This is a genomic window from Natronorubrum bangense (assembly GCF_004799645.1).
Taxonomy (GTDB): Archaea; Halobacteriota; Halobacteria; order Halobacteriales; family Natrialbaceae; genus Natronorubrum; species Natronorubrum bangense.
On record NZ_CP031305.1, the window covers coordinates 2774283 to 2792645 of the forward strand.

20 protein-coding genes and 1 tRNA gene are annotated in these 18363 nt (G+C 52.7%); 3 read left to right on the plus strand and 18 right to left on the minus strand.

Going from position 1 to position 18363, the window contains the following annotated elements; translation table 11 throughout:
• Window positions 1–38 precede the first annotated feature (38 nt).
• Together DV706_RS13775 and DV706_RS21360 are read left to right on the plus strand one after the other, a co-directional pair.
• Window positions 39–914, plus strand: coding sequence for a DUF5794 domain-containing protein (locus DV706_RS13775; RefSeq protein WP_136350891.1), 876 nt, complete (start codon window positions 39–41; stop codon window positions 912–914).
• 52 nt (window positions 915–966) lie between these two features.
• A tRNA-Trp gene (locus tag DV706_RS21360) sits at window positions 967–1142 on the plus strand.
• 646 nt (window positions 1143–1788) lie between these two features.
• Here the strand turns inward: DV706_RS21360 and DV706_RS21810 are convergent.
• On the minus strand, window positions 1789–1953 hold the full coding sequence (locus DV706_RS21810) for a hypothetical protein (RefSeq protein WP_169331114.1): 165 nt from the start codon (window positions 1951–1953) through the stop codon (window positions 1789–1791).
• Between the two features lie 162 nt (window positions 1954–2115).
• Between DV706_RS21810 and DV706_RS13780 the strand changes: the two genes are divergently transcribed.
• A complete protein-coding gene (locus tag DV706_RS13780; RefSeq protein ID WP_006065664.1) occupies window positions 2116–5985 on the plus strand; it encodes an Eco57I restriction-modification methylase domain-containing protein in 3870 nt (1289 codons plus the stop codon).
• A 2-nt stretch (window positions 5986–5987) separates the two neighbouring features.
• On the opposite strand, the gene DV706_RS22430 is transcribed toward DV706_RS13780, so the two are convergent.
• From DV706_RS22430 to DV706_RS13865, 17 genes are all read right to left on the minus strand, one after another.
• Window positions 5988–6215 carry a hypothetical protein gene (locus tag DV706_RS22430; protein ID WP_006065665.1) on the minus strand — a complete coding sequence of 76 codons (228 nt, stop codon included), beginning with the start codon at window positions 6213–6215 and terminating at the stop codon, window positions 5988–5990.
• A gap of 397 nt (window positions 6216–6612) precedes the next feature.
• Window positions 6613–10110 (minus strand): DNA polymerase domain-containing protein, encoded by a 3498-nt coding sequence (locus DV706_RS13790; protein ID WP_136350892.1) that lies wholly within the window; start codon window positions 10108–10110, stop codon window positions 6613–6615.
• Window positions 10043–10576, minus strand: a complete 534-nt coding sequence (locus tag DV706_RS13795; RefSeq protein WP_136350893.1) for a hypothetical protein — start codon at window positions 10574–10576, stop codon at window positions 10043–10045. Before DV706_RS13795 ends, DV706_RS13790 begins: the two co-directional genes overlap by 68 nt.
• A gap of 136 nt (window positions 10577–10712) precedes the next feature.
• Window positions 10713–11576, minus strand: coding sequence for a DUF6610 family protein (locus DV706_RS13800; RefSeq protein ID WP_006065669.1), 864 nt, complete (start codon window positions 11574–11576; stop codon window positions 10713–10715).
• Between the two features lie 7 nt (window positions 11577–11583).
• On the minus strand, window positions 11584–12432 hold the full coding sequence (locus tag DV706_RS13805; protein ID WP_006065670.1) for a RecB family exonuclease: 849 nt from the start codon (window positions 12430–12432) through the stop codon (window positions 11584–11586).
• Window positions 12416–12619, minus strand: coding sequence for a hypothetical protein (locus DV706_RS13810; RefSeq protein WP_006065671.1), 204 nt, complete (start codon window positions 12617–12619; stop codon window positions 12416–12418). Before DV706_RS13810 ends, DV706_RS13805 begins: the two co-directional genes overlap by 17 nt.
• A 339-nt stretch (window positions 12620–12958) precedes the next feature.
• The gene (locus DV706_RS21485; RefSeq protein WP_161569803.1) at window positions 12959–13108 is read right to left on the minus strand and encodes a hypothetical protein; all 150 of its coding nucleotides are present in this window, start codon (window positions 13106–13108) and stop codon (window positions 12959–12961) included.
• Window positions 13105–13524 carry a hypothetical protein gene (locus DV706_RS13815; RefSeq protein WP_006065672.1) on the minus strand — a complete coding sequence of 140 codons (420 nt, stop codon included), beginning with the start codon at window positions 13522–13524 and terminating at the stop codon, window positions 13105–13107. The genes DV706_RS21485 and DV706_RS13815 overlap by 4 nt, the downstream gene beginning before the upstream one ends.
• Before the next feature lie 295 nt (window positions 13525–13819).
• Window positions 13820–14161, minus strand: a complete 342-nt coding sequence (locus DV706_RS13825; RefSeq protein ID WP_006065674.1) for a hypothetical protein — start codon at window positions 14159–14161, stop codon at window positions 13820–13822.
• 23 nt (window positions 14162–14184) lie between these two features.
• Entirely contained in the window at window positions 14185–14367 is a 183-nt protein-coding gene (locus tag DV706_RS13830; RefSeq protein ID WP_006065675.1) for a XapX domain-containing protein, read from the minus strand.
• Window positions 14364–14675 carry a hypothetical protein gene (locus DV706_RS13835; protein WP_006065676.1) on the minus strand — a complete coding sequence of 104 codons (312 nt, stop codon included), beginning with the start codon at window positions 14673–14675 and terminating at the stop codon, window positions 14364–14366. Before DV706_RS13835 ends, DV706_RS13830 begins: the two co-directional genes overlap by 4 nt.
• A complete protein-coding gene (locus DV706_RS13840) occupies window positions 14672–15025 on the minus strand; it encodes a hypothetical protein (RefSeq protein ID WP_006065677.1) in 354 nt (117 codons plus the stop codon). The genes DV706_RS13835 and DV706_RS13840 overlap by 4 nt, the downstream gene beginning before the upstream one ends.
• Window positions 15026–15038: 13 nt before the next feature.
• Window positions 15039–15449, minus strand: coding sequence for a hypothetical protein (locus tag DV706_RS13845; RefSeq protein ID WP_006065678.1), 411 nt, complete (start codon window positions 15447–15449; stop codon window positions 15039–15041).
• Between the two features lie 41 nt (window positions 15450–15490).
• Window positions 15491–15763: a hypothetical protein gene (locus tag DV706_RS13850; protein ID WP_006065679.1), complete on the minus strand. Its 273-nt coding sequence runs from the start codon at window positions 15761–15763 to the stop codon at window positions 15491–15493.
• Entirely contained in the window at window positions 15753–15950 is a 198-nt protein-coding gene (locus DV706_RS13855; protein ID WP_006065680.1) for a hypothetical protein, read from the minus strand. The genes DV706_RS13850 and DV706_RS13855 overlap by 11 nt, the downstream gene beginning before the upstream one ends.
• A 102-nt stretch (window positions 15951–16052) precedes the next feature.
• Window positions 16053–17270: a hypothetical protein gene (locus tag DV706_RS13860; RefSeq protein ID WP_006065681.1), complete on the minus strand. Its 1218-nt coding sequence runs from the start codon at window positions 17268–17270 to the stop codon at window positions 16053–16055.
• A 41-nt stretch (window positions 17271–17311) separates the two neighbouring features.
• The gene (locus DV706_RS13865) at window positions 17312–18355 is read right to left on the minus strand and encodes a hypothetical protein (RefSeq protein ID WP_006065682.1); all 1044 of its coding nucleotides are present in this window, start codon (window positions 18353–18355) and stop codon (window positions 17312–17314) included.
• Window positions 18356–18363 lie beyond the last annotated feature (8 nt).

Consider the following 18363-nt stretch of genomic DNA (forward strand, 5'->3'; position numbering starts at 1 on the left):
GCCCGCCGGCCTCGGGTCATGGCCATCGACCCTGACCGATGAGTACGTCACAACACCCGGTTGCACTCCGTCTCGAGCAGATAGTCGGTGGTGACGCGCGCCTGTTGGCGCTGGTGATGATGCTGCCGCTGATCGACGGCGTCTTTCCAGCACTGATCCTCGCGGGTGCGCTCGATGATCCGTTAGGAGCGATTCAGGTCGGGCTACTGATCTTCGGCGGGAGCGCCACCGTTGCGGTGATCCTCGCCGAAATGTCCGGCACGCCGCGTGAACAGACGGCGATCGTCTTACTGGTCGGCATCCCACTGATACTGCTTGCGGCCGTTCAGGCCGCTCTCGCGCCAGCGATCGGCAGCGTCCTCGACAACGTCATCATCACCCGCTTTGCGGCGCTGGTGATTCTCGCCATCGCGGCCAAAACCGCGAGCGCGACGATCGGCGACTACCTGCCAAACCCCGTCGTCATCATCGGGCTCGGGCTCATCGCGAGTTTCGACCCCTCTGGTGCGTCCATCATCCTGATGGACGACCCTGCCCTCGTCGCCAACGCCGTTCTCGCCGCCAGCGTCGGCGTTGGCTTCGCGCTGGCGATCGCCCTCGGTGGCCCGTATCTGCGCGAGTACATGGATATCGACCGCTTCCGCTTTGGCAGCGCCGTCGCACTCGGCTTGCTGCCACTCTCGATGCTCGGCATGGCCTTCGGTCAGGCCCCCCTCGCAGCCCTGATCGTCGCCGCCGTCTTCGCGATCGACTTGCCACTTGAGCGAGACTCGAGCGCCTCGGACACGTCCGCGGACAGCCCAGTGGCCAACGGCGGCGACGAGGAGGCACTCGAGCAGGTCGACGAACCTGAGCCGGACACGTATCCAGGCGACGACTCGACGGATACCGAGGGCCGTGCTCCGTGGCTGTAATCCGGTTCCGAATCGAAACCACTTTAGGCAACATCCCCCAACTGGATGACGAGGGGTCGTGGCCAAGCCAGGGATGGCGACTGACTCCAGAGGCAACGCGCCCGGGACGACACTCCAGAACTGATATACTGATCGGACACCTGATCAGTGTCCGTGTGATGACCCTCTGGAGTTCCGAGGCGCACCGGAGATATCAGTCGATCGGGGGTTCAAATCCCTCCGACCCCACTTTACCGCTTCTGGATTTATAATCGATAGACGTGAGCGGGTTCGCTGTCATTCAGGGTAAGATATCACCGTTTGATTTGAACCCCTGATCGACTCCGCATCCACACCGTACTGCGATCGTTTAGATATCACAAGCGGCAAATATAGCTGCAAGCATTCCGGCAAGCCTGTTTATACCTGATTGACAGTATTCGCTGCCCTACTGTAACGACGATCGGCCATGCCATACCTCAATGTGCCATGCTATACTAACACAGACGGCATATATGAGTCACCTTATAGGATACAGTTAATAGGATGCGCAGCGAAGCTGCGGGTGAGAACAAACAGCCGAATAACTGTACTAATTAGTGACAGTGGTGGCTGATAATCAGTGGTAAATAGTGTTCTACAGGACTTGGTTCGAGAAGGCGGCGGACAACAACTACCGCAACAGACCGCTACCGAACCGCTACAGCAACTGTTCCCAGTGAGTGATCGGTGACTGTATCCAGAGAGTGACTGGCGGTGCTGGAAACGGTTGCTGTATGTGGTCTGCCGCCTTCTCGAAACAGAAAGTGTAGTCACTAATCACCACTAATCACTGGGAGAAGAGAGACAGTTATTGGTGGTCACTCATTAGTGACACGCGAGACTTTTCGACGAGCTATCTCTTTTGCTCGAGAAGGTCGGCACACTCCTCATTCAGCCGAGCAGCCGTCTGACGCTCGCTATGGTGGGCTTTCTCGTCTTCCATGACCTCTTTGCTGGTTTCATAGATCATGGCCAGCTGACGGACGTCGACGACGAGAAGAGCCTTGGATTTGAGCATTACCTGATTTACCATCGCAGAGAATGAATAAATATCGTTTATGATCTGATATGCGCTCAAAATACCTTAGTGTCTCCCAGACTTTGATGTCGTGAATTTGCGTTTAAGAAAACTCAATAAGCATACCTTCTTTTTGCTTGACTCGAAAAGGGGGATCAGAGAATGTCGGAAGAGAGCTTTCAACCAGAGTTTGATATAGAGGAGTTCGAGACACAGGTCTCACGAAAAGATGAAGATCGAATCATTGAGGCCATCGCGCAGTCAGTTCGCAATCTTCGCGATCAGATCGACGATGATATTCTCGATGAAACTTTCTCGCGTGGTCGGGGAGAGTATGTTCTTAAGACCAAGTATACGAAAGATCGACTTGATCCTGAGCCAACTACCAAGGATCGTGTGATCGAACCTCTACTGGATGAACTCGGGTACGAGGATTATGGGTATGAAGCAGGGAGCTTCTCTACTACTCGAGGAGAGCAAGCTGACTATGCAGTCTCTCTTCGGGACATCTCTGGTGTTGATTCATCTCGGCTCTTGATCGAGGCCGAGCCTCTAAAAAAGAGACTCGAAGGAAGAGGTCATGGTCTCGACCAAGTAAAGTCGTGGCTTAGCCAGCGTGAGTTTGAGTCTGATTTCGGTTTTGCGACCGATGGACTTGTCTGGATTTTTGTCCGATATGACCCAGACTCATATACTCATAATATTATTAGCAGAGTCGATCTTCAACCAGTCTTCCGTACTCTCTATGAGAACCAGACGACTCGCCAAGATCCCCCTCTTGAAGTCGTCTCTGATGAAGACCGTGAACGGATTGCCGAACTGATCAGGACATTTGATTTCCAGAACTTCTGTTCAATCATTGATGATGCACAGGAAGTTATCAAACGTAAACAGAAGGAAATCACTGGCGAGTTCTACGACGACTATATCAAGTATGTCTTTGGTGTTGCTGAAGGCGAAGAGGAGCGCCGAGCGCGGAGTCTCGTTGGAGATGGTGTTGACGCGCCCCCAGATGCAACGGGTGACGACACTCGTCTGTTCTCTGTCGACTTAATGAATCGGCTGATTTTTATCAAATTCCTTGAAGACAAACGTATTGTTCAGCCGGGACTCCTAAGCACGCTTGCTGAGACCTACGACCCGAGCATCCACCCACAGTCCCTCTACAAAACGTACCTTGACCCGCTGTTCTATGAGGTTCTCAACAAGAAGGAAGAAGATAGATCGGCACAGGTTGAAAACATCGAATTTTATAACGATATTCCCTATTTGAACGGAGGTCTGTTCCGGCCAGATTTGGGTACTGAGAACGATGTTGACGAGCGTGAGTTCGATGTTCAGGACAGTGTGCTGATGTCTATAATCGAGTTACTGGAGCAATACCAATTCTCTACCGACGGTGGACCTACGGATATTGACCCAAGCGTACTGGGATCGGTGTTTGAGAAGACAATTAACTACTTGACTACTGATCCTGGCGACCAGAACGCCGATTTGGGTGCATATTACACTCCTAAGGAGATCACACGGTTCAGTGCCGAACAAACGGTTCGCCCTGCTCTCAAAGAACAGCTTCAGGAAACTCTTATCGAAGAGCGAGATTGGCCAGAAGCTGAAGTCAATCAGTATGAAACCATCTACGAGCTGATCGATGATCTGCCAGGATCTACCAACTTAATCACTCGGCTCTTGTCTGATATAGACGAACTCTATGTAGTTGATCCCAGTATGGGGAGTGGTCACTTTCTCACCTCTGTTGTTGAGGAGATAACCAATATACGTCAGGAATTATGGGCGAAGACGGAAGAGTATCCTAATAGACATCGGGTGAAGAGAACTACTGTTCAGAATAATATTTATGGGGTTGACATTATGGAACCTGCGGTCGAGATCGGTAAGCTCCGACTTTGGCTCTCAATCATCGCCGAACTTGAGGAAGCAGACGTTGAAGAACTAAACACTGAGGAATTAGCACTTCCCAATATTACATTCAACGTTCGGCAAGGCAACTCTCTCATTGGATATGTAGGATTCCCAGAGGAGACAGAGGACGGCCTCTCAACCTTTGAGCGGTGGACGGAGGACAGCGTTCGTTCTCGCTATGAAGACGTAATTGAAGAGATCGAACTCTATGAGGAGTACAAAGCTTTCCCTGAGAAATCTGAGAAGCACCGCCAGAACGCGCTTGAACTACTGGAGCAATATCGTGAAGAACTTGACGATGACATTCTCAACGACTTCCAAGATGTTGTTGAAAATGTTACCCAAGACGATCTTGACAACTACACCCCTTTCCATTGGGTACTGGAATTTGCTGAAGTATACGCTGATGGAGGATTTGACGTCATTGTAGGCAACCCACCTTGGGATAGACTACGGCCAACACGAGACGATTACTTTGTCCGATACGATGAAGAGTTCCCATCGTTGTTACCAGAAGAAAAGGAACAGAGACAATCTGTTCTTCTCGATGACCCCGAGATTAACGAAGGGTGGGAACAGTACAATCACGAAATTGAAGTTGTCACAGAATATTTTCACAAGTCTGGCGAGTATCAAATGCAAAAACCGACTATTGGTGGAACAACCCAGGGCACTGAAAATGATCTCTCGTCATTATTCCTTGAACGGATTTTCCAACTCACGAAAGAGGGAGGGTATGTATCACAAGTACTTCCCGGCATGGTATTCGGTGGAGCTGCAAACAAAGATCTCCGTACTCATCTCTTAGATGGAACTACGATTGAGTCCTTAGTAACATTTGAAAACAAAGGAATCGTATTCCCAGAGATCCATGACCAATTTAATTTCGGAGTTGTTGTATTCCAAAACTCTGGAAGGACTGATGAACTCAAAGGGATTTTTCAGCAGGTTGGGATGGATGTCTTGGGTGATTTTGAGAATAAGGCTCTTAGAATCACCCGACAGGCACTCCGGGAATACTCTCCAGAAGCCCGCATCTTCCCTCAGCTTCAATCGCAGGAGGAGGTTGAAGTCTTGGACACTATTGTCCAGTACCCACCAATTGGAGAAGAGCAAGAGGATTGCTGGTATGCGAAACCGTACGCTGAACTACACCGGACAAATGACACCGACCGGTTCGTTGAAGATCAATCGAAAGGTGACTATCCAGTCTATCAAGGAAGCAATATATACCAATTTATCTATGATAGCACTTTCTTTGACGTCGAACCCCCCGAGTTCTGGAGTGTTGAGGAGGAGGTAGATTCTGAGTTGAGCGCAAAGGCGCGTATCCGTCAAAAGAATAAACGGAAATTAAAGAAGGCGCTCTTTACGGCATTCGATGGAAGTGGTTCGCAGGTACAATTCGTTAATAATCTACTCGAGGATCATCGTGGGAGTGAACTCTCCGAAGATGATGTCCTTCTCGACTGTACTGAATATCGAATTGTATTCCGCGATATTACTAAATTTAGTAACGAACGGACAATCGTCGCATCCGTAATTCCTCCAGAAGTTGTCTGCACAAATACTCTTCATACAATACGGCCATACGAGATTAACCCAGTCGAGGATGACCTCTCAAGTGAACCTCTACACTCCGTGTACGATCGAATATTTACTGACGAATCACTCTTCGCTGCTCTTGGCCTAATCAACAGTGTACCATTCGATTATCTAATGAGAACGAAGATTAACACACATATTCAGAAATATAAATTTGTTGAATCCCAAGTACCTCGGCTTACTAAGGGAGATGAGTGGTTTGAACATATCTGGACTCGCGCAGCTCGTCTGAATTGCTACGGAGAGAAGTTTGAGGAGATGCAAGAACGGCTGGGTGGGATTGAACCGGTCATCGAAGAACCTGAGCGTCGGGAAACACAGGCAGAGCTGGATGCAGCTGCCTTCCATGCGTATGGTCTTAATCGCAAACAGACCGCGTTCATCTTAGAGGACTTCTATCAAGTGCAGAATCCTCGACTGATGGATGACAAATATCTCGAGATGGTTCTCAACAAATACGAGGAGTTAGCAGAACAAAAAGAGGAAGATAGAGCCACTGCCTGACGTCAGTCTAAGGGCGGTCGCAAATCCCGACCTCGAAAGTCCATTGTGTCACCAGAGTCAAACTCAATTCTGAACAAGAAGGCGTCCTGTTCTCGACCTGTCTCCTCAGCTGCATCATCTTCTAATATCTCGACGACAGTCCCATGCCGACCGTGGTAGCGATCGTGATCTGGGTCTGCCTCGTTCGGTATGTCCACCCGAACGCGGTCGCCTTCCGTGAATCGTGGCATCTGGTATCTACTAAATAAAGTCGCTCTGTTTTAGTTAGCTACGTTTCGTCATCTCTGACCACTCACAGCCGCACGAGTGACAGGTATAACACTTCTTCACCCTCTCCCCTTCATCTTTTTCGAACACCCATACATCACTGTCATCGTTACATCGAGGGCAGGGTTCTTCGACTCGCCATGCTGTTTCCATGTTCTTAGCTCACGAAATCGCTCAGACTGCTTTGTTCTCGTTTTGGTTCGAGAAGGGCGGCCTTCTCTTCAAATCGTTCTGGATGGAGCCGCTTCTCGATAATCGGCCAGCGACACTCCCAGCACAGGAACTCGTCTTCCATGTCTGGGAAATGTGTAAACCGGCTAATGTTGTCACTCGAGGAGCAGCGTTCACAGTACAATGTCATTAGACGAAGGCTTCGAGACCAACTTGATGCTGGTTTTTGATTGCGGCATCCACGTCAACATCCACCGCTTCGATAATCTTCCCGAGCGGATTCACGATGACTGTATTCGTCATGCGCTGTGTATCGAGTACGAGGTCGTCTGGAAGCTCTCCAGGCTCATCGAAGCACAACACGTCAATTTCGTGTTCAAACCCATCCACTCTGTACACTTTTGTGTAGATACGCTTCGGCTTCGATCCGCTACCGAAGTTCGTGCCCAGGGTTTCGTTCGAGAACCAGCAGCCCCTCGGGTGAGCTGCCTTCGGTGTCCCGTCCGTCCAGGCGTAGTTCTCGATCGGCTTCGAGAGACCACCGGGGATACCAAGGCGCTCGAGGTCAGCACCGGTAGGTGTTATCTCCTGAGCGGCCTCGTAGATCGTCTGGCCAATCTCTACCTCGGTCGCACCGTGGAGGATCTTCTCGAGGATCTCGTCTTGTAACTCCTTCGTGAGCATCGAGATGTCGCTGCGAGTGAAGCCCGTGATCGACACCTTCGGGTCGCAGTCGTTGCCATCCTTCCAGGTGCAGAGGTAGGCGTAGCGCTTCTTCTTGCCCGCCTGGAAGTACCTCTCCATGTACGCTTCCACTTCGATGTTCCATCGGTTGTCGGCGGCAGGGATTCCGTGCTCTTCGGCAAGCTTCGGGTACACTTCTGTGTTGAGTTTCTCAGCTATCTCAGCGGCCTTCTCGAGACATTCCGCTTTCGACCAGTCGCTGGAGAACTTCACGTAATTTGAATTGTGAACGATGATGTTCCCGGCACCAGCGTGGAAGTGATGATTCTCGGTTTCCAAGTCGTAAACATACTCTCCGTCGTACTCGTAATCAACAATTTTCTTCACTTCGTTCGGGTCGCCACGGTGACTCGTCTGACACCGGAGCTTATAATACTCGGTCACGCCGCCGTCACGCTCGACCTGCCGAACGTTGATATTGAACGTATATCCGATCCGTTGAAGCAAGAACACAAGCCCCGACGCAAGCGGCTGATGCCTCGTGTCGGCCTCATGGAACCGTTTTGAGTAGCGCGATCCGACGTGTCCATCGGCGGCCATATATCCGTCAAGGAACGCCTGGATTGCCTGTGTGTCACCGTTCAGAACATCTTGTGGAACGCGTTTCTGTCGGCTCGGGGTGTAGCACGTTTCGTTGAAGTGTTTAACCAGTGATGGAAGCATACCATTTGACCCCGCCCCCCTCTTGCCATTGTTCGAAGGCTGAAGTTTGTACGTCCCTGAGGATTCCAACGTCTCGTTTATCCGTGAATTGACCCCAAACTCTTTCGACAGCGCCACCGCAGCCCGCTGCAATAGTTCTCGGTTATTATTATTCAGGGACCACGACGTTTTTCGAGTATCCCAATCTGTGTTCTTGGGGTGATCGTATGCGTAGTCACCGGAGGAACCGTCGCCACAAAAGAACCCATACAGCCACGCCCGATCGAGTGAAAGGTCCGTCTGTACATCGGTTGAAGCGTCAGAGACGTTTCGATGTAGTAGGGACTCACCCTCTTGCAACTCTCCCGGTTCCACTTCGGAACCATCCGCTCGAACAAGCGAGTGGTCTTCGGTGGCGTGGACGACTCCTTTCTTTGTGCGAATCGTGTAGAGTTTCTTTCGGTTCGGTTTTCGGATGACACGCTTGACGCGAGTAAATCCCTTCTCAGTCCAGACTTCAACGTCTCCGTCGCGTCCGTCAAGTTCCTGAATTTCTACAATATCTATGCTCCCATTCTCGTCTCGGATGAGTATTGGTTCGTTCATTGGAACTGAATCCGTATCCCCGTAGATCACCTGGCCTTCGGTGTGCTCGTTGATGTACTTCTGAGTGGTTTTGATGACTGCCTGTCCCATCGTCGTGACGCCCTCTGCAACGCGCTCGTCGTACAGGAAGAAGCGAGGCCACCCCGAAACGCCGTAGACAGAATTAGTCTTTGTCTTATTTACATCATATTTCTCGCTGTATTCTTCGTATTCGGGAGTGCCAGCTTTGTATGAGTCACGTAGCTCCTTGTAGTCGGCCTTCAGGTCAATCGCATCGTCAACTAACTCTTTGAGGATGCCATCTTTCTCGAGCGAGAAGCGAGCGCCATTCGGGGCGATCGAGTGTGGTCCCTCGTGGTTTCCTGGCGGCAGCACCATTTCGGGGCTGGCATTTAGCATGGCCATCGTCATCGGGTACAGCGACGACAGGTCCATCCCAACCACGTTTTTGGCCACTCCCGTGTACGGCGGGAACACGTACGCTCCCTCGTACTTCTCGTCCTTCTCGACGTGCTTCGCGTCCGGCGCAATGAGTCCCTTTTCGTGGAGTTTGCGCCGCGCCATCATGTCGATGAACTCGTGGTTAGCCGTCGTTCCCTCGAGATCGACGCCGATCTCATGACGCAGTGCCTGTTTGAAGTCAAGCACACCGGATTTCCGGTCAATTTCCACGACGAGGCGAACGTCTTTCGCGTTGTAACGAATCAGCTTGTCCACATCGTCGCACCACATCTCGTAGATCGACTCCCCACTGTGGTCCAATTTCTTCTCGCCAAGTTCGGCTTCTGCCACTGCATCGAGCGAGAAGGAGCGCAGCTCGCCCCGCTTCGTCGACTTGTAGGCGATCAGCATATCGTGAATGCTGTGGCCCTTCATCCTGGCGTGGCCACGCTTTGTCACTCGAGCGTATCCCTCTCGGCTCATCCGATCGGTGTCCACGTCCAAGGCATCCATCCGAGCGAGAAGATACGGCATATCGAACGATTCTATGTTCCACCCGGTGATGACGTCAGGACAGATTTCTTTGACCCAGCAGGCGAAGCGGATCAGCATTCGCTTCTCGTCTCTGTCGTAGTGAACGGCATCGACTCCCTCCGGCTTCCCGTTCGGGAACGCTTCTTCTACGGGGCGACCCGCGAGATCAACGAAGGCGATCGTCTCGTCGGTGTAGCTGTCGTGAGCCACAATCGAGAGAATTGCTCGCTCTCCCAGTTCAGGGAACTCGCCACGATCGTCCGTTTCAATGTCGAACGTCATGACGCGGGTCGGGACCGTGAAGTCAACCGACTCGAGTTCGCTGTAGTGAACTTCGTATGCTGGCGCTTCAACGCCCGTGAACAGCCCCCATTCTACCCGTGCTGTGTTTGTCAGGTAGGGGTCCGTCTGGAACGTTTCGTCGAATAGGCTCGCAACCTCGTTGACATCCCAGTGGTTACGGACCTCAATGCGGCCCAGTTCGTCACCAAACAGGGATTCGTAGCCAGACTCTTCGACACCAGTCACTTCTTGATGTGTGAACAGCGTGCGGCCCAGCTTCTCGATCTCGTGCGTGGGCGCGTAGAAGTGTGGTGAAAACCCGAAAATCTCAATCGATTCGTAGCCGCGATCCGCCGCCCGCCCGTGTAACCTAATCGTCTGCTCGTTTCGTTTTTCGTTCCATGCTGCTGTTACATTCGTTACGTATAGTTTTACCATTCTCTTGTTTTTCTTGATTCTGTATCTCGTCGAGAACACTCTCAGAGAAGTCCAGAACGCCGTTCGCTCTGTACCATTCCTCGAGTTGGATGTTGTTCACTTGCGTGACAATCCAGGCATGGCCACCCCTGATTTCCTTCGAGTTGAAATTCGCGAGGAGGTTCGGAATCCGATAGTACTCAACTTGATAGTACTCGCGAACAGGCTTGATCTCGCCACAGCACATTCTGTGTTCGACTACCTCGTAGAAGCACGACTGCAACGGGCTACCAGGATACCAGAGATAGCACTCCAGATGGTCGTCCATCTGCCAGTTACCATCTTCATCGAGTCGGACATGTTTGTAGCGTGCATCAGGCTCTTCAGAGCAACACTTCTCCTTCAACAGCCCTGCAAGACCAGGCGATAAGGGAAACTGATCGGTTTCTGCCACCTTGATCTGTGGAGTGTAGTTACGCTTGTCCATAGGGAATCCACGTACCAGAGCAACCCGGTCATTTACTGTTGTCCCCATAACCCCGTGTTGCCCCAGTAACTGACACCAATAGATTTTTATTGGTAATAACCTTGCCGCTAATACAGACAGTCACGTTCTCTATAGTTTAATTCTCCATATGCCACACGCGACCTGGGAATGGAACATCGTCACCGGGTGCGAGCAGGGTCTCGTCCGGGAAGGGGGCGGGATCATAGGCACTTTCGGGCTTTCTGTATCTCATTCTCTCTCGTCGACCAAGCGTGACATCCACTCCATTCCACTCAGTCCAGATATTCCCAAAGCTCCGCTGGATGCTACCGTAATAGCCGCGATTCTGTCGCAAGAACTTCCGGTCGGAGAACGACCAGACGTCGCCCCAGCGTGCCCTCGAGATCGGCACAGCCGTATCTACGGAGCGAACGGGAACGTAGTATTTCTCGGTCTGGAACTGCTTCGTTGGGTGGCCACCCAGGACGTGAACTTCGCGACAATCGCGGTACTCGCTCCAGGGGTGTGGCGTTCCACCGAACCGTTCCTGACACGGCATACCGACACGGAACCGATCGGGAACGTCCAGCGGATGAATGCTCTTCGGCACAACGATCACGGTCTCGCAGTACTCGTCGAGCTGCACAGCGTAGCGGATTGCCTCGGTGTAACCAACGTTCTCGTCAATATCTGGTGCTACTGCGTACTTCGGACGTTCTCTCTTTACTACCTCGAGATGCTTCTCAAAGGTGGCTTCTACGTCGTCGGGACTCTCTACTTCTGTGAACGGCCAGTCAACGAAATCAATGGACACGTCTCTCGGTGGTCGGCGGTAGTTCGATCGTATTCCGATAATGACGCCAGAGCGAGCTGCGGCATACGCTGTGTCAGTGCCTCCATTGACCGTCGTGATGACGTCGACTATGCGTAACCGCTTCAGAAGCGGTCTGTGTGAATCGTTATAGCTGTCGCTGAATAGGGTCTGTTGTACTTGGCTCATATTCCTCTCAGTCGTAGGTGGGTCCGGGTCCGTCGAACTTCCCCCAACGCGAACTACAGATGGAGTAGAAATCGCACTGTTGGTCGTCGTCCTTTCCCCACTTACACAATGGCTGTTCACATATGGGGAAGTCTTCGCGAATCTTTCCCGTGGTCATCTCTTCGATATACGTCTTGATTCGAGAACGGCGCTCCGCATTCAACTCGCTGACGAGGAAGTCGTCGTTCATCGGGAAGTACCCGGCAACCGCTGCTATGTCCCAGTCATCCGAAAAAAGCATACTGTAGTACTCTCCTTCCAAGAAAATCCCGTCATCGCGGTACTTCTTGTCTGGTGTCTTCCCAGTTTTGAAATCCACGACTACGACTCCTTCATCGGCTTGTACTTCAGGTACACTCGAGGCATTCAGGATTACATCAGCGTAACCCATGAGCGGCGGTGCCTGTTCCCAGTCCCACCCCTCCGCTTCCACTCCAACTGGTAGGAAGGACTCGGCGTCGGGAGCTGCTTCGCGCCGCGCTTCTTCGAACATTATGAAGTTCGAGATGTACGGCTCGATCCAGTCAGCCCACAACGACACGTCTTCGGGCAACAACTCAGTGAGATCCTCGGGGATCTCCCCGGTGTCGGCGTAGTGCTCGAGAAGGTTCTCGTAGTACAACTCGTACGCTTTGTGGACCTGCCGACCGCGCTTCGTGTAGTAGTTATCCGGGGTCCGAAGCCCCAGCACATACTGATAGTAGAAGCGACGTGGACACGTCTTGTATGTCGTTACACGCGACTTCGATATGTACGGTAACTCGCCATCGGCGGCGTTCTCGCGCAGATCCCCGAGCACGTCACTCTGATCGGGCATCTGCTGTCTCCTTCCAAGACTCATCGCCTTGTGACTCTATGATCTCATCCAGATACTCGGGGGAACCCATAGCCCACTCGAGCATCAAGTCGTCCGGGTTCACTGCCACGGTCTCATCGTCGTAGATCCACGTTCGGAATCCTACGGGCGATCCTTCAATTGGATGGTCAAACGTAATCCAGTGCATCAGTTCATTTCCTCTAATTGCTTTACGTGACTCGTGATGTCGGCTACCGTCGTCTCACCATCTTCGTCGGTGGTAAACTCAATGACGCACCGAGGTTGCGATCGTGCGTGCGTCAGAATTTCAACGAGCACCTCTCGGTTCGAGAAGGTCATCACCCAGCCTCCACGTCGGTTGAATATGTTCGGGATACCCCCCACCCTGGTGATTTAATACAGCATACCCGGTATATTTTTGATATGATAAACTGGGCATTGATTCCGTTGCTGCTACCAGTTTTGACAGTCGGCATTTTGGGGATCGGATATTGGCTACTGAAGGCCGAGGACATTCTGTGAACGCTCACAGCAATGCCTCGCCGGTCGCCTTCTCGAACGTCAACGCTCGGTAATCACGATCGGCTTTTGATCGGTTGTAGACAGAGAGAACAGCCATGTTCGCACCGATTTGCTCGTCGACGCGAGCGATCATCTGATCGAGATCGGCGCTCATGATTCGTCCTCCTCTTCGTACTCAGCAGTCGGATCAGATTCCGTGCGCTCGGGATCGACGACATAGACGTGTTTCTCAGCCTTCTTTGCCAGCCGCCGCTTGTCGTACTTGTTCTCTGCTTGCATGGCAGCGTAGACTGACTCGTCTTCGTCGGCATCGGTCGCCGCTTCGAAGTTCGGATCATGATCGAGTAGATCCATGTTGAAGCTGCGGGCGATCTTGTCCAGGCGTCGGGTGAATAGCCCGACTGCGATCCAGTCTTCTGGTGTCTTGAGAACGACTGGCTGCTCGTTAGCGAGCGTGTGAAGGACGTGACCGATGTTCTGCCAAGAACGGCCATAGTCCGCGTTCTTCATCTTGTAGGTTTCCGCGCTCTCTTCCAGAATTTCAGTTACCGTCTTGTGGTTGTCACTCATGTTTTTGTCAGTCAAGGTGCTCTTGGCGCATTCGTATGATCTCTCCTCCGCGTTCTGACACCACGCCGTCGTGGTGTGCTATTTTGATTGTCCCGTTCGGGAGTTTCAGTACGTCTACAACGCCAGTGTACTTCGTCGGCTTATCGTCTTCATCTACACCGGGGTAGAGAATCCAAATGGCCCACGTTGTATCTGGCGTTGGCTCTGGTTCGTGTATCTCTTGTATTGGCATTTCTCTCTGTAGTGGTCACTCCCTCTTTCATCTCCTTTTCATGCGCTACGGGGAGCTATCCGCTTATTTCAGCTCATCTAACCGGCACTGATCTTCATCACGCTCTGACGGCTGATCGACGAACTCGTACGGTCGCATGGCCTTATCATCCACGTACATATCGGAGCCACCCTTCGCCATCATGAGACCGTGGAATGGAACTCCCCACAGCGTCAGCATACCGGCGACTTGGGAGGCGTCTGACCACGGTCTGGCCGTCCAGACGATGATCGTCTTCCCGTCGTAGTAGGCGTCGTGCAGCTTCTCGATCAGATCAGTGTTCGGTTCCTGCTCACAGGGTGGCAGGTACTCGTCGGTTGTCCTATCCGTGATCGTGTGGTCGAAGTCAATATTCAGCGTCTTCACATCGCTCCACGGAATCGAGGTAGTCACCCGATCACCCGGAGCAATATCTGGTGTCCAAGGAACAGTCCGAGAACGGTCCCAATTACGCCCATGACGCCAGCAAACGTTGGTGGCGCGGGAATTGGGAAGTCAAGGACGGTGAACAGTACACCGACGAGGAGGCCGACAGACAGTGCTGCAAGGAACGAAAGAACGATGATGTTCATTCCTCATTCTCCAGCGTGTGCTGCCAGCAGCGATCTCCGCACTCTTCAACTTCCCTGGTACACTGCTCTCCGTCTGACGTTTCTGCGTTACAGAAGAAGATCAGCTTCTGAGGGGACTCCTGAGTGTCGTCACTTACTCGTTCGGGAAGCGGGGCGGTCTCTTCAACAACGAATTGTGGGTCCGCCTTCTCGACCAGTACCGTGACGCTGCTACGTAGCTCCGAATGGTTGAGCACCTCGATGATGTGTCCATCAACGTCGAAACCATCACCACTGTAACAGTGAGTCTCCCGAACATATCGAGTCATTCGCTCCCCTCGGAATCGTTGGCAGCCTCGAGAACGTCGTCGACGCTTTCACCAGCCTCTTCGATTTTCTCTTCTGCGTCTGGCCGAACGGACTGATCCCCGTACTCGATCCGAAGGAATACGGTCTGGACGTACAGCATGAGATCGTCAAGCTCTTCGGCGATCTCGGTCTCACCTTCCTCTTCGAGACGTTCTTGCTCATCTGCAAGCCAGGTCATTGTGTCCAGCGAGTACTGCTTCATTTCATCCATCGACTGATGGAGTGCGTTGATGTCTCGGGCAATGTCTGCTGGGGAGACGCTTTCTTCAACCGATTCCTTTCCGAGTAGACCTTGGAGCTTCTCAAACATAGTGAGTCTTAGATTAGTGGTGTCCGTATTCTGGGCCGACCGTTCCCTCAGATTCACCATCTCTGCTTGGGATGGCAGACGGGTACATCGGTGCCGCGTCGTTCAGAGCGGGCGCATCGATTCCCTCAAATCCGCCTCGAGATCCGAAGTTGAAGTCTTCTGGCCACATCTGCTTGCGGTTCCCGTTGCAGATGAATCCGCATATCGGACAGATTTCATCTCCAAGATCGTCAGTCCAGGCCGCAATCGTGTTCTCTCCCTCGTGGTCTTCGCACTCTGGACACATCGTGGTCGTGTACTCGATCGTCTTCGAGACGACCGTGCCACCGGGTAGCGACAGCATGATGGGGCTTCCATCGCCGCGAAGGTCAACATCGGTAACTGCGAAGTGGTCCGCTCGGGTGTTGCGTCGGTCAACGTGCATTTTCGATTTAGGGTTAGGTAGATTTCTCTCAGGGGGTATTCTCAGACGTACAGCTCGACGGGGTGCAGCTCAACCTGGGCAGGATGAACTACACCGAACGTCATTCCAATGTGCTGCGCTCTCAACCACGCCTCAGACAGTGAATCTGCCCGAATGTAGATGTACGTGGGTGTTAGATCAGCACCGGGAACCTCGGCGATCCACAAATGGTAGACCCGATGATCCCCGGTGTTCGTCTCAATTTCACTGGGCTGCGTACCTTCGACCTCCTCGAAATTAGTGGGAATAGAGGTCGAGTGGTTGTCAGCACCCATGAGACACCTCGTGTGCCTCGACCGACCCGTCGACCACACGACGGAACTGCTTCCACTCTTTGTAGAGAGCACTGATTGCACCCTCTCGAGTGGCGCTTACCGTATCGAGAAGCGGGGCATCCTCGCCGATATAGTAGGCGTAGAACACTCCGTCCGCTTCCCGAACGGCCACGTTGTCGGTCTTCATAGTGCCGACCCCGTGGTGGTTTTTCCTGCTTCGATTCCTGATTTACTGGATTCACTGATAGTCTTCATGTCGTGGTAGATAATAGCTCTTACGTAGTGAGTCTTAGAGACCAGCAGTCAGAAGTTCTGTATCTACGGTCTTGCTGTGTTGTTCGTGTCCAAACTGTACTGGGTACAGCCATGCCAGCGAGTACTCGTCGGTCACGCCGTGGATCGTTGCCGCCGGTTCGCTCCACACACTCAGGCTCTCTTCATACTCACCCGGTGGGCAGATCGAACCAGACATCAGAACAGGACGGTTCATGACGTGTTCCAGTTTGAACTCGTGGTAGTGACCCCGGTAGGCGACGTCGTACTGATGCTGCATCTGCCATCCGCGCCACTTGTTCTGGGCGCTGGGCGTTCCGATGTGGGCCGAGCAGTTCTGTCCGTGGCGCAGGTGTCCACGATGCTTGCCGTTGCGCATTTCGAAGTTCACGAATCCGGTCGGGCCGGATCGAATGAACGTGACGTTCTCCATGTCGCTTTCACGGACCAGGAGATCGAGCATCATGTAGACGATCTGGTCAGCGTTAGCCATCTGGCTCATCCCGTTTGCACGAAGTTCGCCGTGATTTCCAGGCTGACAAACCACCTGAACGCTCGGGAAGCGGGCGGAAAGACGACGGATCTGCTCGAGGTACAGCTCGCAGGCCAAGTCGATCTGCTCGTCGAGCGTGAGATCGATCTCGTGGGGCTGGTGGCTGTAGATGTTTTCTCCAGTCACCGTATCCCCGCCCAGTAATAGATGAGCGGTATCGAACTTCCGATCGGCTTTCTCTTCCCGATCGATCAGGTTCATCACCGAATCAGTGACCGACCGGATTCTCTCAGCAGCAATGTCCTTGTTGAACACCACGTTGCCGAACTCGTCTTCAACGACAGCACCAATGTGGTCGTCAGATCGGTGAATTACGACATCTTCGTTGCTGGGATTGTACTCGAGGCCACCGTCAGCAATTGCTGGGAGGCTTTGGTTGAGCAACCGGACGAGGCGGTCGTTCAGCTCACCAAGGTGAGCATTTGCTGCTTTGGACTGTGCGGACTTCGAAGCGTGATTCGCCGGGCGGTTGTAGTTCGTCGGATGCGACTCGAGCGTTCGAAGCTCAGTCGCTGGGTATCGAACACCGTCGCGATTCACAAGTGGAATCTCTGCGTTGATAGCCCGCAAGTGGTCTCTCACCGTCGATTCGGAGATCCCCAACTCGTCGGCCACCTCTGCGGTGGTCGCGGGGAGTAGCTCGTAGACGGATCTCTGTGCTGGTGTTAAGTTGTAACTCATGTAGGTGTAGGTAGTGATAGCGAAGATGTGCGAGAAGGGCGCTATTCGCGAGTGGCTTCTATCTCGGGTTCGCTATTATATTCACAATCGCATTCCCCGCAGAACATCGGAGCCTGCTCCTTGATCGTCTCACAATTGAACTCGCTGTAATTGTGTGCGATGACCTTCTTGATCTGTTCTCGGGTATATGCTTCATCGAACTCATCGTCGCCGCTAAACAACTCCACGATCACGTCGACCGGGACGTTCTTCGCAGTGAGATGGGCGATGACGTTTAATTCCATCGCGTGACTTGCCGCCCCGTAGCTGAATTTATCAGCTCGGTCTCTGTATCCACTGATACACGGCTTTCCGTGCATCAAGAAGGGCAAGTCGTCGATCGTAATGTTCTCGTTCTGTTCCTTCTCGTACCGCTTGACTGCCTTCGGATCATAGTTACTCGAGCTGAACGAGTGTCCGCTGCTTGCCTCTCGAATATATTGAGTAAGAATTGAGGCCGCCTTCTCGGACGGATTACGGTGGCAGTCTTCCGGTACAACTCTCGGTGAACGAGTGAGCTTCACGTACTCGTTAGGCGTGATATTGGCAAGTTCTCTGATCGATACGGGAACGCAGTACCGATCTTCATTGAAGGCTCGAGTTGCCCCAAGATGCAGCGTATTTGGCATCCGGCAGAGCCGGGCCAAGTCGCTACTGTCAACGTCCACCCACGGCTCCAGATCAAGATACGTCTCTGACTCGAGATAAGAGATTAGCTCGTCAGAGTACGTTCTCATGCCGCTCTTGAACTGGCGCATCGTCCCTTCCTGGGAATCGAGTACGGGGAAATCCAAGTACAGGTGGACGCCTTTGTGTCCCGACAGTGCACCTCGGAAGTGTTTCGCCGAACCTTCTGTTTCGAGAAGGCGGCAGACCTCCCTCACACGGGTTAGGAGCGCCGACATATCCCGATACCACGCTTGTGGGTCTGGGTCCGAACTGCGGTACTCGCCGCCGCTCGGTATGTCGAAGTCAATGAACAGCGTATCAATGGCTGGTATCGCGCCGTCCGTCGTATGTCCGTCCGGGAAGCCATACACGCTCACAAACGGGG